Origin of the sequence: Capsulimonas sp. (assembly GCF_039929585.1) — a bacterium.
Lineage (GTDB): Bacteria > Armatimonadota > Armatimonadia > Armatimonadales > Capsulimonadaceae > Capsulimonas.
In genome coordinates this window covers 1-25,059 of the sequence record NZ_JBDSQY010000315.1, presented here as the reverse complement: position 1 = coordinate 25,059, position 25,059 = coordinate 1, and the positions used below count along the sequence as shown (strand labels likewise).

Sequence of the window (25,059 nt, the reverse complement as noted above, 5' to 3'; positions counted from 1 at the left end):
GGATATAATAAAAGGCATGAACCTCTCCCGCGTCACCTCGGCCGCCATATGCCTCGCCGCCTTCGTCCTCCACGCCGCGCCGACGCTCGCACAGACGAACCTGCTGCCGCTTCCCTCAAAGGCCGAATGGAACACGGGGCGTTTTAAGATCGAAGGAAAATTCGGCGTCGCATTTCATGGCGCCCGAGACCCACGAATTACCGCAGCGATCACACGCTGGCGACTGAGTCAGGCAGCCATCGGCCTTGGCGTCGGCCCAAATCGTCGAGACAAGAACCGCAGCCTGGATATTGATTGCTATGCGGCGGTCCGGGGACAGACGCAGTCTGTGAAGGATGACGAATCGTACACGCTCTCTGTGGACGAACACAACGTTTATCTGGAAGCTCCAGGTCCGCTGGGAATCGTGCGCGGCCTGGAGACGGTTAGGCAGTTGACACAGGTCGAGAATGGCCAATTCTATCTTCCCACCGTGGAGATCCATGACAAGCCCCGTTTTGCGTGGCGGGGGCTGATGATCGACGTATCGCGGCACTGGATGCCTGTGGAGACAATCGAGCGCACTCTGGACAAGATGGCCAGCGTCAAGCTGAACGTCTTTCACTGGCATCTGTCCGACGATCAAGGGTTTCGGGTCGAAAGCAAGGTCTTTCCCAAGCTCACTCAAATGGGGTCAGAAGGAAAGTTTTACACGCAACAGCAGATCAAGGCGATTGTGGCGTATGCTCGCGACCGTGGAATCCGGGTTGTGCCAGAATTCGATATCCCGGGCCACACGACGGCGCTGCTCACCGCTTATCCAGAACTAGCGAGCGCACCCGGCCCCTATTCCATCGCGCACAATTGGGGCATCCATACCGCGACGCTGGACCCGACGAACGAACGCGTTTACGCCTTTCTGGACAAATTCTTTGGCGAAATGGCGAGGCTCTTTCCCGATCAATACGTGCACATCGGGGGCGATGAGGTGAATGGGACGCAGTGGAGCGGGAACGCGAAGATCCAGGAGTTTCTAAAGTCGCACGGCCTTGCGGACAACAATGCTCTCCAGGCGTACTTCAACGGGCGCGTCAGCGACATTCTGAAGAAGCATGGAAAGTCGATGATCGGGTGGGACGAGATCCTCGCTCCCGGCCTGCCGCCGTCCACGGCGGTGCAGTCCTGGCGCGGCAAGGATGCCCTGGCGGCGGCGGCGCGCGAGGGTCGCTTCGCCATTCTCTCCCACGGATACTATCTGGATAACCCGATTTCGGTGTCGGAAATGTACGCCAACGATCCTGCCGCCGGCCCCGCCGCGACGCTTTCGGCCTCGGAGCAAGCGCTCATTCTGGGCGGCGAAGCGTGCATGTGGACGGAGCGCGTGACGCCCGCCGCCCTCGACGCCCGCGTGTGGCCCCGCGCCGCCGCCGTCGCCGAGCGCCTCTGGTCTCCCGCCGCCATCTCAGATACCGATGACCTGGCCCGACGCCTAAAAATCTGGTTCCCGCTCCGAACCGAGACGCAGGCTCCCTATGGCGGCGCCGCAGCGGCGATCCCCGGAACCATTCAAATCGAGGACTATGACCGGGGCGGCGAAGGGGTCTCCTACCACGATTTCGACGGCGTCAATACCGGTGAAGGCTACCGCGAGGAGGAGATGGTGGATGTCGAGCCATTTGACGGCGGCTTCGACGTGGGATACACCCGCCCGGGCCAGTGGCTGAAGTACACCGTCCAAGTTCAAAATACGGGAACCTACGATCTGGGAGTGCGCGTCTCCTCGGCCGAGGGCGGCGGATCATTTCACCTGGAGGACGAAACCGGTCAAAATCTCACGGGGTCAATGAATGTGACCGTCACGGGAAGCTGGGATATCTACACGGTTGTTCACGCCTCCGTGAAGCTTCGCCAGGGCCAGCGCGTACTCAAGCTTGTTGAGGATACCGGCGGCTACAATCTCGATTCCATGGCCTTCACGGCGGAGAAATAGGCAGGCAAGAAAAAAAGCGCTCGCCCCCTCATTGGGACGAGCGCCTCTCCATCAAATTTATTCTCTCAAATGTATTCCGGCCAATTATCCGACCAGCAGGCTAATATAGTGTCCTACCGACAAAACGATGATCAGCAGCGCGAGCGCGCTTCCAATCAAGATCGATCCCGCCACCGTCACTCGCTCAAATAAGTTATCACCCATCGTCGTCATCTCCCCTGAGGCAGGCGACCGCGCCAGCCCGTGTCAAGCACCCCTTAACCAATAAATATCGCGGCTCGTCGCCGCTTCCGTCCTCGTATATACCAACAACAATCCACCTTTAAAAAGAGTTCCGGATCGATCGGTATAATTTTATTCTCATCGCCCACACTGCCGCTTTCCGCGTGTGTTGAGAGCAGTATAAACGGCGACCGTGTACATATCGTATACAGATTTCGTGATATTTTACAGCCCCGCCAGCAGTACGTCCCGGATCTCCGTGTCGGAGAACATTCCGTCGGTACGCAGGGCATAGGCGCAATGCATCTCCAGCACGCCGCCCTCGAATGAAATCCGCATGTCCGCCTTGCTGGGAACATTCTTCAGCAAAATCCGCGCTAGAACATCGCACACAGCGTCTTTTCCCATGTCATCCACACAAATCTGCCTCAGGGCCATATTTGTCCGATGGCAGGAGAGGTTGTCGAGAAAATTCAGCCCTTCTAAATCGTTCGCAAAACTGTCCCAATCAACATCGTAAGCGATTTTCCCGCCGCAGATTTCCGCCAGCTCCGCCGTGCGCTCCGGAAACGTCACATCCTGCAGTTCTTTGATCTTTCGTCGCTCTAGCAATCCCATGTCTTCATCCTCCCCGACTGGTGTGTTGGAGGCATTATAAAGCGCCATGGTGAGCCAATCGTGACAACGCCGTGAGATGTGCGTGAAATTTTCGGTTATAATCTTCAATCGGGGGCGCCGGCTCTCGCTGAGCAGACGGGCGGGCGAAGACGATAGGTATTTTAAGAAGATCCACCGAGCACCAGAGGCCGGCGAAAAATGCCCGGCGAATGAATTCGCGGCTAAAAGTACGGTCACCCGCCTGCGCGGGTTCAGAGTTTTGCGCCATGGCCTCTGAAGTTTACGTTATGACAAACACTGCGATCACATGTACTTGCGTCGGCGTCCACCGGGACGCGCTCACGCGTGGCCATAAATATGAGATCGTCACGCGCGACGATGCAAAAGGACAGGTGCAGGTGCGAGGCGATAACCATCGCACACGCTGGTATCCCATCAATTATTTCGATTTCACCGGCGCGGAAGCGCCGGTGCTGGCGAAGTGGTGGTTCTGCGACCCCGTGATCGATGAACCTAATAGCCGAAACGAGCTTGTGAATTGTGTGGATGTTGGTTTCGAACTCAGTAGTGGTGAATTGCGCTGGTGTATCTTTGTCACGCCCGATTACTTAAAGCAGCTTCTGGAGGCGCGCAACGATCCAAACGCTGGTTATGAGCCGGGGATTTACGGCACCCACCTGGTTATCGTCGCCGACCTCGCCCATCACACCGTTGATTGGATGCTGCGGCATATGGACCAGCAGGGCGAACTGGCCGAGCACTCGATATTGACCGAACCGTCAGTGGGAGATATCGACGATGAATAACTTTGTGATCGTTCCGCAGCCCGCCCCCGGGTCATTCGCATTTTATTTGAGCGCATATCAGAGACTGGTCGAAATCATCGAAGATGGCTATGACATGTGTATTTACGAATACACGAACGATTTACACTGCCGATCCGCGCTTCAGAAAATGCTGAACGAAGGCGCGGCGCCAAGTGACGATGAGCGTAAACGACTGACGCGCCTTGACGACCGTCTGAGGGCGATGCTAATTCCGGCGGGCCGATCAATTCACGGTCAGTATTCCGAAGAATACTTCTGGTTCTATGGCGTTCCCAGAAACGCGCCCGAGGTGCTGGAGGACATGGGGCTCTTTATTACCAAAGTTGAGGCAATACGAAATGATGAACGATAGAACTCGCTCACCAAGGCGATTGAAACGATACAAGCCGCTCCTCTGGCAGCTCGCGGCGCATCTTGGATTGGAAACTTTTCCAGAAGAGATTGTTGGGGTGGATGTGTTCCTGCCGTTTATGGAGAAAGCTCGCGCCGAGGGCGCCGTCATTTTCCTGAAGATGGATGGCGAGCGAACGCGTCCCGACGACGCCGGCCAATATATGGCGCTGCTCACGCATCGGGAGCGGACCGAAGAGATATTTCGGATGGACTGTGATTCGCTGGAGGATGCCCTGGCGTATGTCTTCGTGGAGTACGCGGAACGCCACTGGGGCTTCGCGCCCGATGAGGACTGATGAACATACATGATCAATATCGACAAAAGCTGTGGGAGATCATCGAACGCGATTACGACGGCAGCCGCATGAACGTGATGCAATGGATTTCGATGTTCGACGCTTTGCGCGATCTGCAAATTTGGCTGCGCATAAAGCTCGTGGATGCGGTCAAAGTATCGAATTGGACCCGTAGATCAGGAATAACCTATGGGCAAAACAGTATGCCTCGGGGATTTTTTGATGGAATTTGGTCGCCAACGCTGATGCTGGCGATCGAATGGGTTGAGCTTGATCCGATTGCTGAGTGGGATAAGACGAACCTGTGTCAAGAGATTGAGCGGCGGCTTCAGGCGGAAGAGGTTCCGTACTCCTGGGAAGGTCCGGTAATTCGTATTACCGGACATGTGCGGAGATCTTCTGCGCTGGGTTAGTCCGTTTTGTCGGGCGCGGGCGCGTGGCGTTTGCTGAGGGCGAGGCCGAGGACGCCGAGGCCGGCGGCGGCGGCGACGGCGATCACGGGGATTTTGGAGGGCGTGGCGTCGTTGGGCATGGCGAGGAAGGCGTGCTTGCCGGTGGTGTCCATGTAAAAGCCGACGAACTCGCCGCTGTTGTTGACGCCGTGAACGAATGTGGACCCGGCGTAGGGAACGTGGATCGTGGTGAACTCGCCGTCTTCGTACAAGAAGCCGTGCGTCCCTTTGGTGTCCACGTAAGTCCCGACGATCTGATCGGAATTATTGATCCCATACACGAATGTATGAATCGCGTTGGGAGCGTCGATCAAGGTGAAGACGCCATTCACGTTCAGGTATCCGTGGTTGACCTGGTCCACGGTATTCGGATGTTCGGTGAAGACGCCGACGATATGCCCGGCGTCGTTGATCCCATTGGCGTGGGTTTCTCCGTCGCCCGGGTACTGGAAGCTTGTGAAGTAGCCGTAGGTATCCACGAACGGTCGGAAGTCCTGCCCGGGCGCCGCTGAGTCACCGACAATCTGGCCGGCGTTGTTGACGTCCTGCGCCCAGGTGTAGGTCATGTCCGGGGTATTGATGGGCAGGAACGCGCCATTAATGTCCAGGTAACCGGGAAAGACGCCGGGAATGGCCGTATTGGTGGAGTATCCGACAATCTGACCGGCGTTGTTGACGCCGTGGGCGAACGTCTCGGTGGCGCCGGGAATATCGATGGGGGTAACGACGCCGTTGGTGTTCAGGAACCCGTGAGTCCCCGCGCCGTCCACGTAGCGCCCAACGATCCACCCGGCGTCATTGACGCCGTAGGCTTCCGTGTCCGTGGCGCCGGGAACGTCGAAGGTGATGAAATTATAAGCGACAGTCGAGCGGCGATCTGTTTTTACCGTGCCAAGGCTGCGTCCGTAAAACCGTGTGAGCTGCATGTGGATGGTCCCCCGATGACACCAATATAACACTCCGGACATTTCATGTCAATAGTACGCCTGCTCTCGGCGGGTTTTCGTGTCGATCGTTCCCGAAGAAAGAGTTTCGAATGTCCGCACCAGAAGATGTCCCCGCCCGTCTTTACGGCATCCTCGCGCGCAAATCGCCGGTCGGCGTGATTTTCCGGCGCGGGCCGAGCAAGCGCGTACAGATCCTTCACTGGGATACGTCCACGGACACGTTCACGCCGGGCCAATGGCTCCACGGACGGATTTACGAAAAGCGCTGCGATCTGTCGCCCGCCGGAAAACTGCTCATCTACTTCGCGCAAAAACAGGAGCTAAAAAGCCTGGACCCGGAGTATACATACGCGTGGACGGCTATCAGCAAGCTGCCCTATCTGACGGCGCTCGCACTCTGGCCGAAGGGCGACTGCTGGGGCGGCGGCGGTCTGTTTCTTACCGGTCACAAGGTATGGCTCAACCATCCGTCCGCTCGGACCAAACCGCATCCGAAGCACAAGCCGCAGGCTCTGGAGATCACTCATGAGGAAGGCGGCTACGGCGAGGACGGACCGATCCTGCGTCGCCGCCTCGAACGCGACGGCTGGGTGTGCGTGAAGGAGTGGAAAGGCGAGCTGATCCAAACGGGCTTCCAGCGCATCTACGAAGAACGCATCCGCGAAGGCTTGGAAATGGACCGTGGGGCGGTAAAGATCGGCTCTGCGGGCTACCTCACGGATCGCCCGGCGATCTTCGAAAAGCCTTTGGGCGAAGGCGCATTTGTTCTCAGAATGCGCAGCTTCCTCACGGGTTTTGAAGACTATGATCTCTACTCCGTCCGCGACGCCGACGGCCAGCAGCACGACATCCCCGGCGCCGTCTGGGCGGACTGGGACCACGCCCACCGCCTCGTCTTCGCCCGCGAAGGCAAGCTGTTCGCCATCGCTCCAGAAGAGATCGCCACTGGCGAGCCCCGCGAACTGATCGATTTGAACCCGAACACGCCCGCGCCGATGGACCCCCCCGACTGGGCGAAGGTTTGGTAAACCGCCGCGCCAGTCATAAATGACCGGCCCATTACAACGAAAGAACTACCGATGATATCCGATAATATTTGGCTCCCCTACTCTATCTAGCCCTCCACCAGAGAGGGCGATAGTGGAGGCAGACCATTGGAAAAGAACAACGGCAAGCGCGCCGAGCGGCGCGCTTGCTATGCAAGATTACAGCTCGCCGCGCGGCTAAAGGCGGAACGTGAATATGCGGAGGACGAGTATTCCGTTTGGCGCGGCGGGATGCAACCGTATCCACTGCTTCGTCTGTATATCCGATACGTCCGAGGCGACGGCCACTGGCTGAACTGCGGGTGCGCCATCGTACAGTGCAGCATGTGCCAGCATCGCGGACGCTGATATCGAGACCTGCAGGCGCTGCGGCATATGGACGAGGATTTGAGAGAATGCTTCCGTGCAGAGCATCCTGTTGTGCAAAAGGAGAAATGACGTGAAGCTTCCACAGAAAAAGGCAGTTCAGCTTTATTCGGGGTCTGCTTTTGGAGATGCTTTCATCGGAATCTGTTTCGGGCTATTCTCGGCTTTTGTCTATTTTATGCTTTGGATCATCCTCGTGGGCAATAAAGTTCTGCATTTCCGTATTGATGATCCCGCGCCGTTTGCAAATTTATCAATCACCGCGATATTGATCAACTGGGTTCTGTATTTTGTCGTTAAAAAGAAAAGTTATATCGCGATCGCCCAGGGAGCCTTTTCTTGTATCATCGTTGGGTCCATGCTCTACGGATTTGTTATTTTGCTTGATATTATTTCTCTGTTTGCGCCTGATCTTCTATAGGCTCGGTCAGTTCCACGCGGTGGCCGTCGAGGTCGTCGATGACGGCGCGGCGGCCCCAGGGGGAGTCTTTGGCGGGCGAGACGATGCGCGCGCCCGCCGATTCTAATTCGGGCAGGACGGCGTCGATGGAGGGAACCTGGAATCCAAGGCGGGCGCCGGCGGAGGCTGGGCCGTCTTCGGGCTGCGGGTAGATTTCGAACACAAGGCCCTGCTGCTCGGAGGCGCAGTGCTCCGGACCTTTTCCGTGACGGTGCTTGGTGAACTGCAATCCCAGCAGAGAGTAGAAAGCGGCGGCGCGGTCGATGTCCTGTGCGCGGATCACGACAAGATTGAGCTGGACGTTTGGCATGTATTCGCTTTCGTGTCGGCGGGAAGTGATGGACAGAGTTGTGTGCTGGATCTTGGCGTCATTCCTTGCGATGATTTTCCTCTGCCGATGAGTAACGCGGAGTGAGGAAGTTCTCGGCTCCAAACCGGAGGGCGATCAGGCCGAATAACGCACCGGTTCCAGCGCCAAGCCACAGGCCAAGGGACGCCCGGTCGAGTATTTCGCCGGGGGTGCTCCCGGCGATCTGAAGACCTGGGTCGTCCATTGAGCTGGGGACAAACGCCGAAAGCAAACCCATCAATAACGCGCCGACCAGAATAAACACGGCGAGACAAAAGAACGCACGCTTCGACCATTGAATATCAATCGCATAAACGCCTCCAAGAATGGTCGAGGTCATCAACGCGATAGGAGCCAAGCAGGCAAACAGAATCGCCAGGGAGCCAAACATACGACTCCCGTAAAGAAAGCAAAGAATGAGGGCGGCAATCGCTCCGAAGAACCCGACACAATAGCCGCTCACGATCTTCACGTAATCCATGTCGAGTCGGAGATTTGTCACAGGCGCGCCTTCCGAGCTATTGGACGTCCTTCGGAACGAACATCGTGTTCATACGATCCGTTGCGGAATCCTTGCCGTTGTATGCGTTGAGGATGCTGTTATGGTTTCTGGACATTTGCTGATATGCTAACCATGGCGTCGATCCATAGGGATAGTTGTTCGGCGAAACATCGTTGAACACGTGTCCGTGCATGGGAGCACGCGGAGGCGAAATCACATCGATCACGCGACTGGCCTTTGTGGCGGTGCGCTCCGACGTGCGTACGGGCGCTTCGACCGGACAGAGAACCAGGACGCCGACAAATACGACCAAGGCGCGTTGAGCGGCGCTGCGCATGATTTCTCCTCCGGAACGATTGAACCCGATCCCACAAATTCTCCTTATGGGATCGGGGCCGTGAATGGATCTCACTATTACTCAGCGCATACGAACGCAGAGCCCGTAAAGTTCCTTATCCATACGCTGCGAGCAGCGGCGTTACGGCGCGGCGACGGTGGTTGGACGGCTGACGCCGGTGAGCGTGGGCGTCGCGGTGTCGGTGGCGGTCATGGTTTGGCTGCCGACCGTGTTGAGAGTGATGTTGAAGACGCCGAAGCCATTGGTGAGTGGACCATCGCCCGGAAGCACGGCGGCGGCGTCGCTGCTCGTGACTTTGACGGAGCCGGTGTAGTTGAGCACGGTGTTGTTATACACGTCCTTCGCGGAGACCGCCGTTTTGGTGGGCTTTCCGGAAGTCGACGCCGGAGCGATCGTGACATAGAGATGATGGACGACGCCATGCGTGACCGCAACCGCGCCGCTCACGCCGGTGACCGAGGACGCCGCCGCATCGGTCGCCGTGATGGTGCTGCTCCCCGCTTTCTTCAGGGTCACATTAAATGTCCCCACCCCATTCTTAAGCGCGGCGTCCGCCGGAAGTACGGCTTGCGGATCGCTGCTGGTGATTTTGACCGTACCGGCGTAGGACGAAATTACCTTGTCGCTGGCGTCCGCCGCAGTGACCGTCACACTCGCCGCCGTCCCCGCCACCGTCGTGGCGGGGACGGTGACTAAAAACTTCGCCGGCGTCTGCGCCTCCGCGCGGCTCACAATTCCAAACACAAATCCCGCGCATAACGAAAGCACGGCGAACCGGCCAATCGCCACGTTCGAATTACGCCGCAAAGCGGCCCTGAAATGATAGTCCATATCTTCCTCCATCAGACAGCATTGTCAAAAGCGAGGGCGTCCGGCGGCGAATAGATCGCCTTTGCAACAATAGAACCGCAAAAACCAACGAATACGCTCCGGCGCCCTTGAACATACCTATTATTCCATGGTCCGGCAAAAATACCATATTCTGTTCTTATGATGAAGATTCTGTTATCAGTGTAAAAAATGATATCTCGTGCAAAGCTTGGGGATAGATCTCCACTTCAATAATCTTCAACGTTCGCGTATTGCCTAAAGGCAGTAGCTGGGTTTTAAAACGAAAATAAATTTTTGAAATTTTGTTTTTTTTGTTTCGTCATTTGGTATAATGTTGTATACGAAAATGCGACAGGGAATTGCCATGCCGATTATTGAAATTTCGGATCTCACTTTTAGCATGCTTCAACGGCTTGCAATACCGCTGACAGATGACATTGATACTGTAATTCATCGCCTTTCAGATGCGGCGATTCGCGGAGTCGCTTATGAATTGCCATCGATAGGAAGCATTCAGCCGCACAATCCAGAAAATTTTACTGCTTTGATGAAAAGTAGTTCGTCAGTTCAGGTTACGCTAGAAGAGGCAAAAGATCTAACGCATACAAAATTGATTTCTGCAACATTCGATGGCGTTAAATTGGAAAAGGCGAGCTGGAGCAGTTTGGCCAAATTTGCTCATGAAAGAGCGTTCGAGAAACTGGGATCGTTCGAGGCCCTTCAACTTGCAACACATGCTCATTTAAAGGTAGGCCAGTACGAACAAGAAGGCTTCATGTTCTTGTCAAAAAATCGATTTTCCATACAGGGTATGGATTCCAATATGGCTTGGAATAACTGCCTTCGCCTTGCCAAAGAACTGAAAACTTCAATCTTTGTACAATTTGAATGGCGTAACCATCCAAAAGCCGCTCGGCCAGGTGAACGTGGTCAATTGAGCTTTGAACCCTAATCTACAACGGAACCATCATGGCATATTTTTTATTTGTTGACGAAAGCGGACAAGATCATCGGGAATCCCCGTATGAGGTTTTAGCCGGTGTTGCAGTGGAAGATCGGGATTTATGGAATTTGGTCACAGCACTTCAAACTGCCGAACTCCGAATCTTTGGCATGCGTTACAGCGCGGAAGAACGTGAGCTGAAAGCGACCAAGTTGCTCAGAGCGAAGACATACCGGCTCGCGCACCAACTACCTGCTTTTCCTGAGGAAGAACGCCGAGAGCTTGCTCGACGTTGTTTAGAAAATGGCCCAGCGGCTGGTAAGCGCGAGCTTACTGCGTTAGCACAGGCAAAACTCGCTTATGTCCAGGAAGTCCTGAACATTTGCGCCCGATTTCGTTGCCGTGTCTTCGCAAGTATTGTGTCGCCCAACGCAATTCGCCCTGCGTCAACAAATTTGCGCAAAGATTATGTTTATCTATTTGAGCGATTCTTTTACTTTCTGGAAGATCAAGGACCAGGCACATCCGGCATTGTTGTTTTCGACGAACTGGAGAAAAGCCAAAGTCACATTCTAGTTGGTCAGATGGACCGATATTTCAAGCTTACAACAAAAGGGCAACAGCGCGCAGGCCTGATCATTCCAGAGCCTTTTTTCGTACATAGCGACTTGACGACAGGAGTGCAAATTGCGGATATCGTTGCTTATGTTGTTTCTTGGGGAGTTAGATATGGAGAAATGAACTCGCCGGCTAGGCAGGAACTACAAGACCTTGCGACAAGCGTGCGCCAAATGCGCTATCGTATCAAGCGAGAGGTTGACGACAACCCAGATTTTACAATTTGGAGCTTTACGTTGATCACAGATTTGCGGCCTAAAAACGAGAAGTTGTAAAAAAAGGCAATGCAGCGCTGTTGCGCTCCAAAGCCTCCATTAATATTATACCATCCAGATGTAAAAATCAATCGGCCCGGACAGAGCAATCTGTCCGGGCCGGTGTTTGTATCCGTGAGATCGCAGGGCGCTTTACTGTTCCAGAATTTCCAGGCCGCTGATTTTGGCGTTCTGGTCGGGGCTGGTGGGCGTGGCGGCGACGCGGATTTTGATCTTGCCGTCGGGGCCGGGGGCGATGCCTGAGAACTCTTTGACGATGGCTTTGTTCATGCCGCCGGCGACTTTGAAAATGTCGAAGTCGGTGAGGACGGGCTTGCCGTTGACGTAGATGTTCTCGACGCGCATGCCGGGGTCGCCGTCGACGATCTCGGCGAAGTGCAGACGCACGGTGTACTTCTTGCCGGTGGGCACCGTGTAGGCGTAGGTGACGTCGTCGCCGTACCGCTCGCTCTGGTAGACGCCCGCAGGGGCGGCGTTCGAGACGCTGCTGGTGTCGATCGTGTTGCCGTTCGCGGCCATTCCGCCCTCGGTCTGGCCCGGGTCGGCGAGGAAGCTGCCGACGTTTTCATCAGAACCAGCGGCGACACGGATCGGAAGCGTGAAGACGACCGGCTTGTCGGGGAAGGATGGCGCGGGCAGCGCGGCGTACTGGAAGTTGGACGGCATGGTCATCGGCGGACGCGCGGCGGCGGGTTTGCCCCAGGTCTTGTTCGGCTTGGAGCCCATCGTCAGCTTCAGGGTTCCGCCGGCGAGCAGTTCTTTGTGCGTGAACCAGGTGCGCGCCATCGGCTTGCCGTTCAGCGCGGCCGACTGGATGTAGATGTTCTTGGGCGAGTTGTTCGCGGCGATCACCGTGAAGACCTTGCCGCCGAGCTTCGGGTCCAAGTGGAGCGTGGCCTTGCTGACGACCGGGCTGCCGATCATGTAGACGCCGCTCGCGGGATTGACAGGGTAGAAGCCCATGGCGCTGAAGACGTACCAGGCGGACATCTGGCCGCAGTCGTCGTTGCCGCACTGGCCGGCGGGCGTGTCGTCGTAGAACTTGTTCATGACTTCGCGGACCCGCTCCTGGGTCTTCCAGGGCGCGCCGGCGTAGTCATACAAGTACGAGACGTGGTGGCACTGCTCGTCGCCGTGCGCGAACTGGCCGATGCGGCCGGTGATGTCCGGGATGCCCGTGTTGATCTTGGAGCTGGCGTTGAACATGTCGTCCATGCGCTGGATAAACCCGGCGTCGCCGCCGTAGAGCTTGATCAGACCGGGAAGGTCATGCTGGACGGCGAAGGAGTACTGCCAGGCGTCGGCTTCGGTATATTCATCGCCGACAAGACCGTTGTCGACGAAGTACGGGCGCCAGGAGCCATCGGCCTTGCGGCCGCGCATGAAGCCGATCCGGGAGTCGAAGTGATTGCGGTAGTTTGCCGAGCGGTTCAGGAACATCTCGGCGTCGTCGTCATGGCCCAGCGCCTTCGCCATGCGGGCGATGCACCAGTCGTCGAACGAATACTCGATGGTCTTGGAGGTCGCCTGAGCGCCGGGCTGGGAGGCCGCGTAGCCGAGGGTCTTGTAGGTGTCCAGGCCGCTGCGGTTCTGCATGGCGGTATCGCGGATCGCCTGATACGCCTTCTCGGGATCGAAGCCTTTGAAGCCCTTGAAGTAGGCGTCCACAATGACCGGCGCGGAATGGTACCCGATCATGCAGAAGGTTTCGCTGCCCCAGAGCGGCCAGATGGGCGTGGAGTGCAGGCCGTTCTCGTCGTACTCGGCGAGCAGGCTGCTCACGAGGTCGCTGACGCGATGGGGTTCGACCAGGGTCAGCAGCGGGTTCTCGGCCCGGTAGGTGTCCCAGAGCGAAAACTCGGTATAGTTCTGGAAGCCCTTGCCTTCATGGACTTTGTGGTCCATGCCCATGTACTTGCCGTCGACATCGTTGAACAGAATGGGCGCGAGGTGCGACAGATACATGTTGGAGTAGAATGTGCGGCGCACTTTGGGATCGGGGGTCTCGATCTGCACGGCGCCGAGCGAGTGGCTCCACATCTTCTGCGCGGCGGTGCGGGTGGCGGCGAAGTCGAAGCCGGGGATTTCGGCGGCTAGGTTCCTGCGCGCGCCATCAATGCTTGTCCCAGAGATGCCGACCTTGACCAGCACGGACTCGCCGGCCTTGGTCGCGTAGTTCACAACGGCCTTGAGGTTGCTGCCCTTAGCCGTGGTCGTCCCGGCGGCGAAACGATCTTCGTTCTGCGCGATCGCAACACTGGCGAACGGCTTGGAGAACTCCATCACAAAATAGATGGAGCGATTGCTCGCCCAGCCGTTCGTCTTCTTGTATCCGGAGATCGTGTGATCGTTCTCAATCGTGACCACGCCATCGAACGGCGTGTTGCCGATCCCGTGGCCGACATCCAGCACGATGTGCGCGCTGTCGGTCTGCGGGAAGGTGTACTTATGGAAGCCGCAGCGATTGGTGGCGGTCAGTTCGACGGCGACCTTCGGATCGTCCAGAAAGACTTTGTAGTCGCCGGGGGTCGCCTTTTCGTTGGCGTGGGAGAAGCGAGAAATATATCCATTGCCGGGTTCGCCGATGCTGAAGTGGACACCGCCGACGGTGGGCATCAGCATGATGTCGCCCAGGTCGCCGCATCCCGTTCCGGTCAGGTGCGTGTGGCTGAAGCCCTGGATCGTACTGTCCGAGTAGTGATATCCCGAACAGCCGTCCCAGCTTTCGGTGCGCGTGTCCGGGCTCAACTGGACCATTCCGAAAGGAACGGTGGCGCCGGGATACGTGTGCCCATGACCATCGGTCCCAACCATCGGATCGGCGCTCTGCAGCGGCGTCAAGGGCGCGGGCTTCGCTGCGTGCGCGGCGAGCGGCGCCGCCAGCGCCGAAACGATCAGCGCCTGCGCAAGGCTATGGCGAATAGAGTGCTTATGCTTCATCAAAGTCCTTTGGTGTCGAAATAGGTCGGCCGGCGAAGCGCCGGAAGCGTCTTTAGTTACCTCTAGAATACGGCATTTCATAAAAAAGGTCAAGAAGAGAATTTGTGACCCAACATGTCTTTATGTGACGGCGCGAGAGGCCCTCATCCCCCAGCCCCTTCTCCCAAGTCTGGGAGAAGGGGAGGCAGAGGTTTTTCCGGAATACTTTTACACTCTATTGTCGATTGTATTTCAGAAAGTCAGCAACGGCTTCAGAGCCGGGTTCTTTTGATAAATCGCCCAGGCCAACGCCGTCTTGCCATTGATGTCACGGACCGACGACGAGGCGCCCGCCGACAGGAGCGCCCGCACGGTCGCTACTGTCTCCCATGTCATCCGCTGGCGGGTGCGCCGCGTATTGAAACTCGCGTGCACATTGATGTCTCGCACGGCGGCGTACATCAGCGGGGTGCGTCCCCGCCCGTCCACGGCGTTGACCGCCGCCCCGCCGCAGCATAAGATGCTAACCATCCGCGCCTGCCCGGCCATCGAGACCGCCATCAGCACCGTCCGCCCCTCATGATCCCGAATGTTGGGATTCGCGCCATGCGCGAGCAGCGTCTTGACGACCGAAACCGCGTCCATGCTCGCCGCCCGCGCCAGCGGCGATACTCCGTACGCATTGCGCACGTTCACGCACGCCCCATGCGCCAGCAGGACATTCACCGTTGCGGCGCTCCCTGAGGACGCCGCCCACCCCAGCGCCGTGTTTCCCGCCGGATCGCGCGCCTCCATATCCGCCCCGTCCTCCACCAGCTTCTCCACCTGCCCCGCATCCCCGCGCAGCGCCGCCGACCAGAGCGCCTTCTCGTAATTCCCCATCACCGTCGCCCCCGCGGGGACACTGATCAACACGCCCACAAGCACGGCGGCAAATACCGACATCCATCGAGCGGCGCCACGCGCCGCCTTTGTCCAATTCATCTCCATAGACAGCATAAGAAACTCCTTTGTTTCGCGAAATTGTTTTGATGGAGGGATTTTACAGCGCGAGGGTGAGAAGGCCGTGAGCCGCTCGTGAGATTTGCGTGACATTTTACGTAAGACGGCGAGAGCTTTGGGCTATAATCCATCATAGATCGAAAGAGAAAAACACAGTGGGTCCTTGCCGTTTTGGGCTATGGCGACGATATGGCTTTTAATGAATAGAGCACAGAAGAAGCTAGCAGACGCCGCAGTCGAAACCGGTCAGAACCTCTTCTACGGCGACGGCGTCCGCAAGAACTATCGCAAAGCCTTTCCGTATTTGATGGAGGGCGCCGAAGCGGGCCATATCCATTGCATGAACCTTGTCGGCTTCTGCTATAGCGAGGGCCTTGGCGTCGACAAGGACGCCGCCAGCGCCGTAATGTGGTATGAAGCCGCCGCCGAATACGATCATCCCATCGCATTGTGCAATCTGGCGATTTACTATGACAAGGGAAAAGATGTTCCGACGAACACGGAAAAGGCGTTCGCGCTGTATTTGCGCGCGGCGGAGCTTGGCGACGACTGGGCTGCGTGCAACCTGGGCGTGATGTACCTGGACGGCGTGGGAACAGCGCAAAACTTGACGGAAGGGATACGATGGATACGCTGGGCCGCGCGCCGTGGCGAAGCGAAGGCGCAGTACAATCTGGGACGCGCCTATCGAGAGGGTGTGGGCGTACGGGCCAATCGGCGCTGGGCGAGAGAATGGCTTGGCAGGGCGTCGGCGCAAAGCCACAAACTGGCGTCGGACATGCTGGAAGCATTGAGAGATTGAGATTACTATGCTGCGAACCATAGACAACGAGAACTTCAAGCCCGGTCAAGTGTGGAAATATCACACGCGGCCTTACGAGGACGGATCAACGCTGACGATTGTCCGGACGGAGATGGATGATCGACTGGGTTCGATCATCCATATTCACGTTGACGGAGTTCGCGTCAAAGCTCCCATGCATAAAACGGGACTGATCACGGAGATCGGTCATCTCCCTTGCGCGGAGGAAGTCATCAGCCAAAGTGTGACGGAGATCGTGCGGGACAATGCGCCGCTGCAGGAGTTTATGGAAGGCTATCAGCAATGGCGGGATGCGTTCGATGCCGGAAAGGCCGGGATTTGGACAGTTCCTGTCGCGGAGATGGTTAGCGCGCTGGAAAGCATCATCGATTCACAGCAGACGGAAGAATAAGCGTTTTCAAAACGAACTCACTCAAAAACGATCAAGCCTCAATTCGCGCCCCCTATCGGCAAAGGCTCTCTTTATGCAGACTTCAGAACTATTTCGACAGAGCTTTGTGATGCCTAAAAATATGGCGGCGGATACAATACTGCGGACGGGACAGGATTTTCCGGAGCAATTCTACGAGGAATATGAGGCGATCTCGCTCACCAATATCTTTAATCTTGTATGGCATTCGAAGTTTTTCGTCGATCTGGAAGAAATCTGCCAAGTGTACATCACCGAATACGAGTGCTATCAAATCTCGCCTCGTCAGGTGAGAGAAATCATGGCGCTGATCGACCAAAAATATCTATGCAGCCCGAACAAAGAACTTGCAGTGTTCTTCTTATCGCTCAGGAACATGTGTGGGAAAGCGCTGATCACAAACGTGTCCTTGCACTTAGAATTGTAGTCGCGCAGGGCGCTCCAAGCTAAATTATGACGACACAACATGAATTTGCGCAATGGTTTGAAGCGGCTCCTGATCCGCGTCTGCCGCAACTGCAAAGTACGATAGGCTATGTGAACTCGTTCGCGCCAGATCTTTGGGATCATATGGATCGAATCCCCATGATGCCTTCAGAAGTCGGCGCAGCGGTTCTGGCCGAACTGCTGGAGCTTGCTTGTCAATGTCAGAACTTTGGAAATATCCATACCGGTCGCTACGGACTGGGGCGGATACCCAAAGAGTGGCTGGTTCTCAATATCGAATGCGCCGCCGAACCCATTTTGACGGAAGGCGGCGAGTGGGAATATCAAAGGTTTCTTGAGTTTTATCTATGGCACGACGGGAGGCTGTTCCAGGGACTTATCGATCGTGGGCTTCAAAGCGATAATCCAGAAATACGAGAGGCCGCTGAAGACATGCTCCAATTGAAATCCTCGTGGGCGTCCACTCCGTAAACGCTTTGCAGTTGGTGAATATGTTCGAAAATTATTCGTGTGTCCGATTGATGACAGACAGATTTCAGGAGGAAGGCGCGAAGCGCGGCGCCATTGGCTACATCATTGAAACCTATGAGGACACGTTTGAAGTAGAGTTTTCGGATCATACGGGAACGACAATCGCGCAAATTGTGGCCAAACCGGCCGAATTGGAATCTTGTGAGTCAGAAACATCAAAAGAAAGCTACTAAACAATGAGAAACGTTCTTACACGCAAGATTCTCCTCACTGCGTCCGCTATTATCATCCCAGCTCTTGTGCTTCTCTGGTGCTGGCATCCATCGTACGCAAACACGCCTACGAATCGCAGTGCTATTTATGTGGCTGTCTTTCAGAAGATGATGGCGCGTCGGCAAAGGCTATACACTGGTCTTTCGGTTGGAAACAAAGACCCGACCACGCTCGTGATGAGGCAATTCGCCAAGAACAAGGGCGTGTTTCCGCAGTCTCGCATCAAGATGCGAGGCGGGTCATTCACGGATAAGATGACGGGCGGTATTGCGGAAATATTCAGGGTTTACCCAGAAACGCTGAAATTTCATGGACCATCAATGGCGTCGATCGATGCCGGGGCGCACGGCAGCGGCAAGGATGGGTACGAGGGAACCTACTCTCTTGTTTGCGTGGAAGGCCATTGGAGCGTAACCGGATATCTTAAAAAGAGTATCATGTTCTAGCCTGACCCGACCAGGCGAATTGAGATCTTGTGTGTCACTGGCGGCAAAAGTAAGAAACTAAACGATGAGAAAAATCCGTATCCGTAAACGTTTTATGCTGATCCCCGCCGCAGCGCTCGGGGCCACAGCGCTCGCGCTAATCCTATGGCGGCATCCAGTGCACGCGGACACGCCCGCCAACCGAAACGCGATTTACACGGCCGTCTTCCAGAAGATGATGGCGCGGCGGCAGCGGCCTTATACGGGGCTTTCGGTGGGCGGCGAAGATCCTGGGATCGCTATGATGAACAGCTTTCGAAATGCCAAGGGCGTCATTCCCGCCTCGCGCATCCAAATGGGCGTCATCAAGGATATGAGCGGATTCATGGTTCCAGGGACGGGAAAATTCGCGGAAATATTTTCGGTGCACCCGGATACGCTGCAATGGAGTGGACCGTCTCGCGTGTCAATCGAGGCAGGCGCACATGGAAGCGGATCGGATGGAAGTGAGGGAACTTACTCACTTGTCCGTGTGGGCGATCATTGGACAGTGACGGGCTATGTCGACTCTGGCCTGATGTTCTAGCGGTCCTGTATTGTCAAAAACTTCAGGCGCAAATCATGAATGACTACACCAGCATCGAATGGCTGATCGCCTACTCGCGCACCGGCAATACGCCTCGAGCGCGCGACGCGCGCCTGGCGTTGGCCGAGCGCGGCGACGCGGCGCTGCCATTCTTGCTGGACGGCGTGCTCGACGACACGCTGCCGGGCGGCGATGAGTTGGTGACGATTATCGGCGAGATCGGCGACGCCGAATCGATGAAGCGGCTTCAGGAATTCGTATTCACGCGTGAGAACTATGCCAAAGGTTTGTATAAGGGCGGCGGGGATAACGCGGCGCGGGCGCTGATCGAGATTTTGAACGCGCCACATTTGCGTCGCCTGCGCGCGGCGGTCTGCGAGGCGCTGAGAAAGACAGGGGCCGCCCCAGCGGTCCCCGTATTGATTGGCGTGATTCATGACGACCCAGGACACCCAACGGCGTGCGTCGCTGTCCGGGCGCTGGCCGAATTCTCGCGGGATGGCGCGAATGAGGCCAAGGTGGCGGCGGCAAAGTCCGCGCACCCATATCTTCGTGCGGCGGCGCTATTTTGCCTGGAGACCGATGAGCAGATGGCGGCGCTCAAGGATGACGATCCTTATGTCCGTTTGACGGCAGTCAAATATTTATCGCATCCCGACGCAATTCCTGTCGATCCCTGGGAGGCCGCGCCGTTGCGCGATTGTATTGCGGAGTTGAAGGAAGATTTGAAGTCGTCCGACAAAACAATCGCCGCCGTTGCGGCGGTGACGCTCGCGCAGTCGCAGGCGACGGAGACGGAAGAGGCGATCATTGACTACCTCTGCTTTGGATCGATCCCAGAGGTCAAGCGGGTCGCGGCCGTGGCGCTCGGATATGTCGGGACCGACGACGCTATTCCCGAACTTCTGCGCGCCCTCACGATGGAAAAGAACGACGGCGTACTGCGCGCCGCCGCCGAGGCGCTGTATCGCATTGGGACATACCAGTGCCGTGCGGCGCTGATTGAAGCGAAGCCGTTGGTGAGCGCGCTGATGTGTGAGACGATTGACGGCTTTCTTGTCGTCTAAATGAGTTTCGCTCCTGCGCGAGATCTATTTCCCGTAGGTCAGCCCATACCCGTAAGCAAACAATGGATCGGCTTTTTTGTCGTCGTAGTGCAATGGCAGCTGCTCCATGGTGCGCTGCCAGGGGAAGGTGAGTTTGCCGGTGGGTTTGTAGTCACCGAAGAGGACGTCGGTGATCCCCTGGCCTTCGGTTCCGGGGAGCCAGGCGGCAACGAAGGCATCGGATTGCGTGAGGGCGTCGCCGAGGATCATCGGGCGGCCGGAGAGTAGGACGACGACCACGGGGATGTTGGCTTTTTTGAGGTTGGCGATGGCGTCCTTGTCTTCCTGGGGAAGGGCGAGGTCGGTGCGGTCGCCGGGGCTTTCGGAGTAAGGGATCTCGCCGACCACGACGACGCCAAGCGTGGCGCCTTCGGCGCCGGTACCGTCCTTGGAGTAGGTGACTGTGGTTCCGGGGGAGACGGCTTTCTTGACGGCGTCGAGGATGCTGGTTCCGCCGGGGACCGGGCCCATCTGGCCCTGCCAGCTCAGCGTCCAGCCGCCGCACTGCATGCCGATGTCGTCGCCGCCCCGGCCAGAGATATGAATGCGCGCGATGGTTTTGGAGATCGGCAGCGTCTTCTTTTCATTCTTGAGAAGCACAAGCGACTCACGAACGGCCTGGCGCGCGATTTGGCGATGCTCGGCGCTGCCGAATTTCGCCTGCAGCTTGGAGTTCGGCGCGACTGAGTAGCCTTTGTCCATCATTCCCATCGCGAGCTTGACGCGCAGGATCCGAAGGACGGCGTCGTCGATGCGCGACTGCGGGACTTTGCCTTCGGCAACCAGCGCTTTGACGTTGTCGAAGAACAGCCGATACTTATCGGTGATCATGAACATGTCCATGCCGGCGTTCAAAGACAGTTCGGCCTGGCTCTTGTAGTCGCCGCCGAGCTGATCGATGGCGTTCCAGTCCGAGATCAGAAATCCCTCGAAGCCAAGGTCCTTCTTGAGGATATCCGTCATCAGATGCTTGTTGGCCGACACCTTGAGGCCGTTCCAGCTGCTGAACGACGGCATGATCGTGCCGGCGCCTGCTTGGATCGCGCTGACGTATCCAGGCAAATGGACGCGGCGCATGGTCGCCTCATCGATCTTGGCGTCGCCCTGATCGTGTCCGCCTTCCGTCCCGCCGTCGGCCGCGAAGTGCTTGACGCACGCCATCACCGCCTCGCCATTCGCCAGGTTCTTCCCCTGCAATCCCTCGACCGCCGCCGCGCCGAGCTTCGCCACCAGAGCGGGGTCCTGCGCGTAGCCCTCATACGTGCGCCCCCAGTGGTAGTCCTGTGGAACCGTCACACACGGCGCGAACGCCCAGTTGAAACCGACAGCCAGCGTCTCTTCGGCGCTGACGCGCTCCAGCTTCCGGACGATGGCGGGATCGTGAGTCGCGCCCAGCCCGATGTTGTGCGGAAAGATCGTCGCGCCGGGAACGTTGTTATTACCGTGGATGGAGTCCGTGCCGTACAATAACGGAATGTGGAGGCGGGTGGAAAGCGCGCGCGTTTGGATGGCCTGGGTCACATCGCTCCAGGGCGGCAGCGTCTTGATGTCGCCGGCAACCCCGGAGCCAGCCCCATTAAACACCGATCCGAGATAGTACTTCTCGACATCCGAGGGGTCCTTTAAGGCGGCGCGCTCCACCTGGATCAGCTGCCCGACCTTCTCATCCAGCGTCATCTGCGCCAGAATCGCCTTCGCCCGCGCGGTCTGCCGCACGAACTGATCCTGACCGGACTTCGCCTCCGCGTGTCCTCCCAGCGAAAGTATCGCCAGAACAGCCAGAACGGCAACAGGCGCGTTGAGACGTTTTACCGATTGCGACGGCCTCGAAAGTTTTTTACGGGCGATCATTGCTGGGATTTCCTTACGATGAATGAGATGCGACACGGTGCTATAGCAGCCGAGCGTTCCTTGAGAAAAGCATACCCGATATGGGGTGAAATTATCGATACGAATGTGCAAGCGGTTTCTATCACTGACCGGGCGCTAAAGCGCTACTTCCCATACCCAAGCCCAAACCCATAAGCAAAGAGCGGATCGGCCTTCTTGTCGTCATAATGCAGCGGGATCTGGTCCATCGTGCGCGGCCATGGGAACGACAATTTGCCGGTGGGTTTGTAGTCGCCGAAGAGGACATCGGCGATCCCCTGCCCTTCGGCGCCGGGGAGCCAGGCGGCGACGAAGGCGTCGGATTGCGTGAGGGCGTCGCCGAGGACCATCGGGCGGCCGGAGAGAAGAACGACGACCACGGGGATGTTGGCTTTTTTGAGGTTGGCGACGGCGTCCAGGTCTTCCTGCGTGAGCGTGAGGTCGGGTCGATCGCCGATCCATTCGGAGTACGGGTTCTCGCCTATCACGACGACGCCCAGGGTCGCGCCCTCGGCGCCGGTTCCATCTTTTGAATATGTCACCGCCGTGTCTTTGGAGACAGTGTTCTTGATGGCGGTCAGGATGCTGGTTCCGCCGGGAATATCTCCCAGCTGGCCCTGCCATTTGATCGTCCAGCCACCGCACTGCATGCCGATGTCGTCGCCGCCCCGGCCGCACACATGGATGCGCGTGACGGTTTTGGAGATCGGCAGCGTCTTCTTGTCGTTTTTGAGAAGCACAAGCGATTCGCGAACGGCCTGGCGCGCGATTTGGCGATGCTCGGAACCGCCGAACTTCGCCTGAAGACTGGCGGACGCGGTGAAGTCATGGCCTTTGTCCATCAGGCCCATGGCGAGCTTGACGCGCAGAATACGCAGCGCGGCGTCGTCGATCCGGGACTGTGGGACTTTGCCTTCCCCCACCAGCGCTTTGAGATCGTCGAAGAAGATCTGGTATCGGTCCGTGATCATGAACATATCCATGCCGGCGTTGACCGAATCCGCGATGTTCGCCTTGTAATCGCCGGCGATCTGGTTCAGCGCGTCCCAGTCCGAGATCAGAAAGCCCTCGAATTTCAGATCGTGCTTGAGAATATCGGTGAGCAGGTGCTTGTCCACCGAGGCGCGCACGCCGTTCCAGCTGCTGAACGACGGCATGATCGTGCCCACACCCGCCTGAACCGCGCCGGCGTAGCCTGGCAGATGCACGCGCCGCATCGTGGCTTCATCGATCTTACTGTCGCCCCGGTCCAGGGCGTAGTTGCCTTTGGCGTACCCGGTCCCAAACGTCGTCCCGCCGTCGGCGGCGAAGTGCTTGGCGCACGCCAGGATCGAAGTTCCGTCCGACAGATCGCGCCCCTGCAAACCCTCCACCGCCGCCGCACCCAGCTTTGCCACGAGCGCGGGATCCTGCGAGTACCCTTCGTAAGTGCGTCCCCATCGGAAATCCTGCGGAACGGCGACACATGGTCCAAAGGTCCAATCGATGGCCGAGGCGCGCACCTCCTCGGCGGTCGCGCGCGCCACCGCGCGCACGATCTTCGGATCGCGCGAGGCGCCCAGTCCAATGTTATGGGGAAAGATGGTCGCGCCCGGAACGTTGCCATTCCCATGCAGGGCATCCTCGCCATAGATGACGGGAATGCCCAGATGCGTGCTCAGAGACCGCGTCTGAAAGCCCTGAACCATCGTCGTCCAGCCCTTCAAATTGCGGTCCGCCTCAAGCGGCGGCCCCGACCCGCCGCCGCTCAGGATCGATCCGAGATGATACGTCTCAATATCGTTGACGTCCTTGAGGGAGTTGTGCTCCACCTGGATCATCTGCCCGATCTTCTCCTCCAGCGTCATCGTCGCCAAAAGCGCCTTCGCCCGCGCCGTCTGCCGCACAAACTGATCCTGGCCGGACTTCGCCGTCGCGGCAGTTGTCAGAGAGAGAAGGGCAAGCGAAGCAAGCACGGCGGCGTGAAAACGGAGAGAAGTGCGGGCGGTCATGAATGGGATATCCTTCGCGGGAGCATAATTTTACGGCGTCAAAAGCATAGACAACGTGGAACGGCAAAAGTTCACGAAAAAATTGCCTGATACCTGCCTCAGCGAATTACGATCCTACACGATGCACCGTGTCCGGCGAGAACGCGGAACAAATTTCAAGACCGAATAAAGTCCAGCAGCGCTTCAAAGTCGCCTCGGTCCGCCGCACGAAGAGCGTTGAGATATGTACGTCGTACAGTCCCATCGTACGTCAAGGAAGCGCCGGATCCCCAGGTAAATGGCTCCCGTTGGTTGAACGTAAGCAGCAAATCCGCCGCCATACGGGCGTGCCGCCCATTGCCGTTCGGAAATGGGTGGATCAAAACCAAGCGGTGATGGAAACGAGCAGCTAATTCGTCCCAAGGGTAAACACCGTTATCGATATGATACTGAGTATCTCCGCACAACGAAACGAGCTGTGTTGAGATGTATCGCCAATCGACGCCGATATTCATGTCACGCTGTCGGTATGCCCCCGCCCAGCGCCAGGTCAAATCGAACATGCGCCGATGCAGCAAACGCAATCCACTCTCGGAGAGCAGATCGCGTTTCAGTGTACGGCTGCGAACCGCCCACCGCGCCGCAGCAGCGATGTTGATCTGCTCAAACTCATTCAATTCCGCCTGAGTCGTCAAGTCGGGAATGAGGCCGGTCAGAATGTCGGGGTCAAGCGGCGTCGCGCCTTCGGGAGTCGTAAAGCTCACTGGGATCGCTCCTCAGTGAAATCGCGCCAGAGCTCTGGGCTGAGCGTTCGCACCAGCTCTGCGGCAAGTTCAGCGGCTTGGCGTTTGTCAAGCTCGGTCCCCATCCCTTGCTGCTCCAACGCCATGGTGTGAGCCACGCGGCCAACGAGACGCCGTGCAACATCTTCCGCGCGTTCCGTCACGAATGTTTCCAGCGATCGGCGCGGAACCATAGCGTAGACGAGCATACAATCCATGGCGTCCGCCGCGCGGCGCAGGCTTTGCAGAGTAATCGTTCCTTCCGCTTCGGATTTTTCCATTTTCGCCACGGATGGTTGACTGACGCCGATACGCACAGCCAGTTGCGCGGCGCTCATTCCCAACGCATCGCGAACATCGCGTATCCAGCCGCGACGCGGCTTTGGCAGCAGCCGCAGGTCGGCTTGTCCTGACAGTGCACGATCCAACTGACGCCGCCTTGTCGTTCGAGCAATTTTTGAAGTTCTCATAACAATTATATACCCTATAGGGTATATAATTGTTA

Annotated in this window: 29 protein-coding genes; 17 read left to right on the top strand and 12 right to left on the bottom strand. The window is 57.4% G+C overall.

The genetic code is table 11. The features are described from left to right. Positions 1 to 16: 16 nt before the first annotated feature. Positions 17 to 1,969 (top strand): family 20 glycosylhydrolase, encoded by a 1,953-nt coding sequence (locus tag ABIZ35_RS24195; RefSeq protein WP_348222497.1) that lies wholly within the window; start codon positions 17 to 19, stop codon positions 1,967 to 1,969. A 447-nt stretch (positions 1,970 to 2,416) separates the two neighbouring features. Here ABIZ35_RS24195 and ABIZ35_RS24190 read toward each other — a convergent pair whose 3' ends face one another. Then, complete coding sequence (locus ABIZ35_RS24190) at positions 2,417 to 2,857, bottom strand: hypothetical protein (RefSeq protein WP_348222496.1); 441 nt, start codon at positions 2,855 to 2,857, stop codon at positions 2,417 to 2,419. Between the two features lie 239 nt (positions 2,858 to 3,096). Between ABIZ35_RS24190 and ABIZ35_RS24185 the strand changes: the two genes are divergently transcribed. Genes ABIZ35_RS24185 through ABIZ35_RS24170 form a run of 4 tightly spaced genes read left to right on the top strand, consistent with a single transcriptional unit; the run spans position 3,097 to position 4,738 of the window. Further along, on the top strand, positions 3,097 to 3,615 hold the full coding sequence (locus ABIZ35_RS24185; RefSeq protein WP_348222495.1) for a hypothetical protein: 519 nt from the start codon (positions 3,097 to 3,099) through the stop codon (positions 3,613 to 3,615). Next, the gene (locus ABIZ35_RS24180; protein ID WP_348222494.1) at positions 3,608 to 3,988 is read left to right on the top strand and encodes a hypothetical protein; all 381 of its coding nucleotides are present in this window, start codon (positions 3,608 to 3,610) and stop codon (positions 3,986 to 3,988) included. Before ABIZ35_RS24185 ends, ABIZ35_RS24180 begins: the two co-directional genes overlap by 8 nt. Continuing rightward, positions 3,975 to 4,325 (top strand): hypothetical protein, encoded by a 351-nt coding sequence (locus ABIZ35_RS24175; protein WP_348222493.1) that lies wholly within the window; start codon positions 3,975 to 3,977, stop codon positions 4,323 to 4,325. The genes ABIZ35_RS24180 and ABIZ35_RS24175 overlap by 14 nt, the downstream gene beginning before the upstream one ends. After that, positions 4,325 to 4,738: a DUF6678 family protein gene (locus ABIZ35_RS24170; protein ID WP_348222492.1), complete on the top strand. Its 414-nt coding sequence runs from the start codon at positions 4,325 to 4,327 to the stop codon at positions 4,736 to 4,738. The genes ABIZ35_RS24175 and ABIZ35_RS24170 overlap by 1 nt, the downstream gene beginning before the upstream one ends. Here the strand turns inward: ABIZ35_RS24170 and ABIZ35_RS24165 are convergent. Further along, entirely contained in the window at positions 4,735 to 5,703 is a 969-nt protein-coding gene (locus tag ABIZ35_RS24165; RefSeq protein ID WP_348222491.1) for a hypothetical protein, read from the bottom strand. The genes ABIZ35_RS24170 and ABIZ35_RS24165 overlap by 4 nt on opposite strands. A gap of 110 nt (positions 5,704 to 5,813) precedes the next feature. Here ABIZ35_RS24165 and ABIZ35_RS24160 point away from each other — a divergent pair, with 110 nt between their 5' ends. The 3 genes from ABIZ35_RS24160 to ABIZ35_RS24150 all read left to right on the top strand — a co-directional run bounded on the left by ABIZ35_RS24160 (position 5,814) and on the right by ABIZ35_RS24150 (position 7,557). Beyond that, on the top strand, positions 5,814 to 6,752 hold the full coding sequence (locus ABIZ35_RS24160; protein ID WP_348222490.1) for a hypothetical protein: 939 nt from the start codon (positions 5,814 to 5,816) through the stop codon (positions 6,750 to 6,752). Between the two features lie 126 nt (positions 6,753 to 6,878). Next, entirely contained in the window at positions 6,879 to 7,118 is a 240-nt protein-coding gene (locus ABIZ35_RS24155) for a hypothetical protein (protein ID WP_348222489.1), read from the top strand. A gap of 91 nt (positions 7,119 to 7,209) precedes the next feature. Beyond that, positions 7,210 to 7,557 (top strand): hypothetical protein, encoded by a 348-nt coding sequence (locus ABIZ35_RS24150; protein ID WP_348222488.1) that lies wholly within the window; start codon positions 7,210 to 7,212, stop codon positions 7,555 to 7,557. Here the strand turns inward: ABIZ35_RS24150 and ABIZ35_RS24145 are convergent. From ABIZ35_RS24145 to ABIZ35_RS24130, 4 genes are all read right to left on the bottom strand, one after another. Continuing rightward, entirely contained in the window at positions 7,526 to 7,906 is a 381-nt protein-coding gene (locus tag ABIZ35_RS24145; protein WP_348222487.1) for a VOC family protein, read from the bottom strand. The genes ABIZ35_RS24150 and ABIZ35_RS24145 overlap by 32 nt on opposite strands. Positions 7,907 to 7,964: 58 nt before the next feature. Next, a complete protein-coding gene (locus ABIZ35_RS24140; RefSeq protein ID WP_348222486.1) occupies positions 7,965 to 8,447 on the bottom strand; it encodes a hypothetical protein in 483 nt (160 codons plus the stop codon). Positions 8,448 to 8,463: 16 nt separating this feature from the next. Further along, positions 8,464 to 8,784, bottom strand: a complete 321-nt coding sequence (locus tag ABIZ35_RS24135) for a hypothetical protein (protein WP_348222485.1) — start codon at positions 8,782 to 8,784, stop codon at positions 8,464 to 8,466. Between the two features lie 141 nt (positions 8,785 to 8,925). Further along, complete coding sequence (locus tag ABIZ35_RS24130; protein ID WP_348222484.1) at positions 8,926 to 9,636, bottom strand: hypothetical protein; 711 nt, start codon at positions 9,634 to 9,636, stop codon at positions 8,926 to 8,928. Positions 9,637 to 10,000: 364 nt separating this feature from the next. Between ABIZ35_RS24130 and ABIZ35_RS24125 the strand changes: the two genes are divergently transcribed. Next, positions 10,001 to 10,588 (top strand): hypothetical protein, encoded by a 588-nt coding sequence (locus ABIZ35_RS24125; protein WP_348222483.1) that lies wholly within the window; start codon positions 10,001 to 10,003, stop codon positions 10,586 to 10,588. 17 nt (positions 10,589 to 10,605) lie between these two features. Continuing rightward, on the top strand, positions 10,606 to 11,472 hold the full coding sequence (locus ABIZ35_RS24120) for a DUF3800 domain-containing protein (RefSeq protein WP_348222482.1): 867 nt from the start codon (positions 10,606 to 10,608) through the stop codon (positions 11,470 to 11,472). A 132-nt stretch (positions 11,473 to 11,604) separates the two neighbouring features. Here the strand turns inward: ABIZ35_RS24120 and ABIZ35_RS24115 are convergent, their stop codons facing one another. Continuing rightward, complete coding sequence (locus ABIZ35_RS24115; RefSeq protein WP_348222481.1) at positions 11,605 to 14,412, bottom strand: GH92 family glycosyl hydrolase; 2,808 nt, start codon at positions 14,410 to 14,412, stop codon at positions 11,605 to 11,607. Between the two features lie 231 nt (positions 14,413 to 14,643). Next, positions 14,644 to 15,390, bottom strand: a complete 747-nt coding sequence (locus ABIZ35_RS24110; RefSeq protein ID WP_348222480.1) for an ankyrin repeat domain-containing protein — start codon at positions 15,388 to 15,390, stop codon at positions 14,644 to 14,646. A 202-nt stretch (positions 15,391 to 15,592) separates the two neighbouring features. Between ABIZ35_RS24110 and ABIZ35_RS24105 the strand changes: the two genes are divergently transcribed. The 7 genes from ABIZ35_RS24105 (at position 15,593) to ABIZ35_RS24075 (ending at position 19,894) form a co-directional block, all read left to right on the top strand. Then, positions 15,593 to 16,195: a tetratricopeptide repeat protein gene (locus ABIZ35_RS24105; RefSeq protein WP_348222479.1), complete on the top strand. Its 603-nt coding sequence runs from the start codon at positions 15,593 to 15,595 to the stop codon at positions 16,193 to 16,195. 7 nt (positions 16,196 to 16,202) lie between these two features. Then, positions 16,203 to 16,607 (top strand): hypothetical protein, encoded by a 405-nt coding sequence (locus ABIZ35_RS24100; protein ID WP_348222478.1) that lies wholly within the window; start codon positions 16,203 to 16,205, stop codon positions 16,605 to 16,607. 73 nt (positions 16,608 to 16,680) lie between these two features. Next, positions 16,681 to 17,052 (top strand): hypothetical protein, encoded by a 372-nt coding sequence (locus ABIZ35_RS24095; RefSeq protein ID WP_348222477.1) that lies wholly within the window; start codon positions 16,681 to 16,683, stop codon positions 17,050 to 17,052. 26 nt (positions 17,053 to 17,078) lie between these two features. Next, a complete protein-coding gene (locus ABIZ35_RS24090) occupies positions 17,079 to 17,543 on the top strand; it encodes a hypothetical protein (RefSeq protein ID WP_348222476.1) in 465 nt (154 codons plus the stop codon). Positions 17,544 to 17,779: 236 nt separating this feature from the next. Continuing rightward, a complete protein-coding gene (locus ABIZ35_RS24085; RefSeq protein ID WP_348222475.1) occupies positions 17,780 to 18,262 on the top strand; it encodes a hypothetical protein in 483 nt (160 codons plus the stop codon). A 64-nt stretch (positions 18,263 to 18,326) separates the two neighbouring features. Continuing rightward, positions 18,327 to 18,827, top strand: coding sequence for a hypothetical protein (locus tag ABIZ35_RS24080; RefSeq protein ID WP_348222474.1), 501 nt, complete (start codon positions 18,327 to 18,329; stop codon positions 18,825 to 18,827). 35 nt (positions 18,828 to 18,862) lie between these two features. Then, positions 18,863 to 19,894, top strand: a complete 1,032-nt coding sequence (locus ABIZ35_RS24075) for a HEAT repeat domain-containing protein (RefSeq protein WP_348222473.1) — start codon at positions 18,863 to 18,865, stop codon at positions 19,892 to 19,894. 24 nt (positions 19,895 to 19,918) lie between these two features. Here ABIZ35_RS24075 and ABIZ35_RS24070 read toward each other — a convergent pair whose 3' ends face one another. The 4 genes from ABIZ35_RS24070 to ABIZ35_RS24055 all read right to left on the bottom strand — a co-directional run bounded on the left by ABIZ35_RS24070 (position 19,919) and on the right by ABIZ35_RS24055 (position 25,024). Then, positions 19,919 to 21,784: a glycoside hydrolase family 3 N-terminal domain-containing protein gene (locus tag ABIZ35_RS24070; protein ID WP_348222472.1), complete on the bottom strand. Its 1,866-nt coding sequence runs from the start codon at positions 21,782 to 21,784 to the stop codon at positions 19,919 to 19,921. Positions 21,785 to 21,927: 143 nt separating this feature from the next. Continuing rightward, entirely contained in the window at positions 21,928 to 23,793 is a 1,866-nt protein-coding gene (locus ABIZ35_RS24065) for a glycoside hydrolase family 3 N-terminal domain-containing protein (RefSeq protein WP_348222471.1), read from the bottom strand. Positions 23,794 to 23,948: 155 nt separating this feature from the next. Further along, positions 23,949 to 24,536, bottom strand: coding sequence for a mobile mystery protein B (locus ABIZ35_RS24060; protein ID WP_348222470.1), 588 nt, complete (start codon positions 24,534 to 24,536; stop codon positions 23,949 to 23,951). Further along, on the bottom strand, positions 24,533 to 25,024 hold the full coding sequence (locus tag ABIZ35_RS24055; protein ID WP_348222469.1) for a mobile mystery protein A: 492 nt from the start codon (positions 25,022 to 25,024) through the stop codon (positions 24,533 to 24,535). The genes ABIZ35_RS24060 and ABIZ35_RS24055 overlap by 4 nt, the downstream gene beginning before the upstream one ends. Between the last annotated feature and the right edge of the window lie 35 nt (positions 25,025 to 25,059).

Coding starts and splice junctions, on each gene's coding strand:
- ABIZ35_RS24195 (WP_348222497.1), top strand. CDS start 17: ATGAACCTCTCCCGCGTCACCTCGGCCGCCATATGCCTCGCCGCCTTC.
- ABIZ35_RS24190 (WP_348222496.1), bottom strand. CDS start 2,857: ATGGCGCTTTATAATGCCTCCAACACACCAGTCGGGGAGGATGAAGAC.
- ABIZ35_RS24185 (WP_348222495.1), top strand. CDS start 3,097: ATGACAAACACTGCGATCACATGTACTTGCGTCGGCGTCCACCGGGAC.
- ABIZ35_RS24180 (WP_348222494.1), top strand. CDS start 3,608: ATGAATAACTTTGTGATCGTTCCGCAGCCCGCCCCCGGGTCATTCGCA.
- ABIZ35_RS24175 (WP_348222493.1), top strand. CDS start 3,975: ATGATGAACGATAGAACTCGCTCACCAAGGCGATTGAAACGATACAAG.
- ABIZ35_RS24170 (WP_348222492.1), top strand. CDS start 4,325: ATGAACATACATGATCAATATCGACAAAAGCTGTGGGAGATCATCGAA.
- ABIZ35_RS24165 (WP_348222491.1), bottom strand. CDS start 5,703: ATGCAGCTCACACGGTTTTACGGACGCAGCCTTGGCACGGTAAAAACA.
- ABIZ35_RS24160 (WP_348222490.1), top strand. CDS start 5,814: ATGTCCGCACCAGAAGATGTCCCCGCCCGTCTTTACGGCATCCTCGCG.
- ABIZ35_RS24145 (WP_348222487.1), bottom strand. CDS start 7,906: ATGCCAAACGTCCAGCTCAATCTTGTCGTGATCCGCGCACAGGACATC.
- ABIZ35_RS24135 (WP_348222485.1), bottom strand. CDS start 8,784: ATGCGCAGCGCCGCTCAACGCGCCTTGGTCGTATTTGTCGGCGTCCTG.
- ABIZ35_RS24130 (WP_348222484.1), bottom strand. CDS start 9,636: ATGGACTATCATTTCAGGGCCGCTTTGCGGCGTAATTCGAACGTGGCG.
- ABIZ35_RS24125 (WP_348222483.1), top strand. CDS start 10,001: ATGCCGATTATTGAAATTTCGGATCTCACTTTTAGCATGCTTCAACGG.
- ABIZ35_RS24120 (WP_348222482.1), top strand. CDS start 10,606: ATGGCATATTTTTTATTTGTTGACGAAAGCGGACAAGATCATCGGGAA.
- ABIZ35_RS24115 (WP_348222481.1), bottom strand. CDS start 14,412: ATGAAGCATAAGCACTCTATTCGCCATAGCCTTGCGCAGGCGCTGATC.
- ABIZ35_RS24110 (WP_348222480.1), bottom strand. CDS start 15,390: ATGCTGTCTATGGAGATGAATTGGACAAAGGCGGCGCGTGGCGCCGCT.
- ABIZ35_RS24105 (WP_348222479.1), top strand. CDS start 15,593: ATGAATAGAGCACAGAAGAAGCTAGCAGACGCCGCAGTCGAAACCGGT.
- ABIZ35_RS24100 (WP_348222478.1), top strand. CDS start 16,203: ATGCTGCGAACCATAGACAACGAGAACTTCAAGCCCGGTCAAGTGTGG.
- ABIZ35_RS24095 (WP_348222477.1), top strand. CDS start 16,681: ATGCAGACTTCAGAACTATTTCGACAGAGCTTTGTGATGCCTAAAAAT.
- ABIZ35_RS24090 (WP_348222476.1), top strand. CDS start 17,079: ATGACGACACAACATGAATTTGCGCAATGGTTTGAAGCGGCTCCTGAT.
- ABIZ35_RS24085 (WP_348222475.1), top strand. CDS start 17,780: ATGAGAAACGTTCTTACACGCAAGATTCTCCTCACTGCGTCCGCTATT.
- ABIZ35_RS24080 (WP_348222474.1), top strand. CDS start 18,327: ATGAGAAAAATCCGTATCCGTAAACGTTTTATGCTGATCCCCGCCGCA.
- ABIZ35_RS24075 (WP_348222473.1), top strand. CDS start 18,863: ATGAATGACTACACCAGCATCGAATGGCTGATCGCCTACTCGCGCACC.
- ABIZ35_RS24070 (WP_348222472.1), bottom strand. CDS start 21,784: ATGATCGCCCGTAAAAAACTTTCGAGGCCGTCGCAATCGGTAAAACGT.
- ABIZ35_RS24065 (WP_348222471.1), bottom strand. CDS start 23,793: ATGACCGCCCGCACTTCTCTCCGTTTTCACGCCGCCGTGCTTGCTTCG.
- ABIZ35_RS24055 (WP_348222469.1), bottom strand. CDS start 25,024: ATGAGAACTTCAAAAATTGCTCGAACGACAAGGCGGCGTCAGTTGGAT.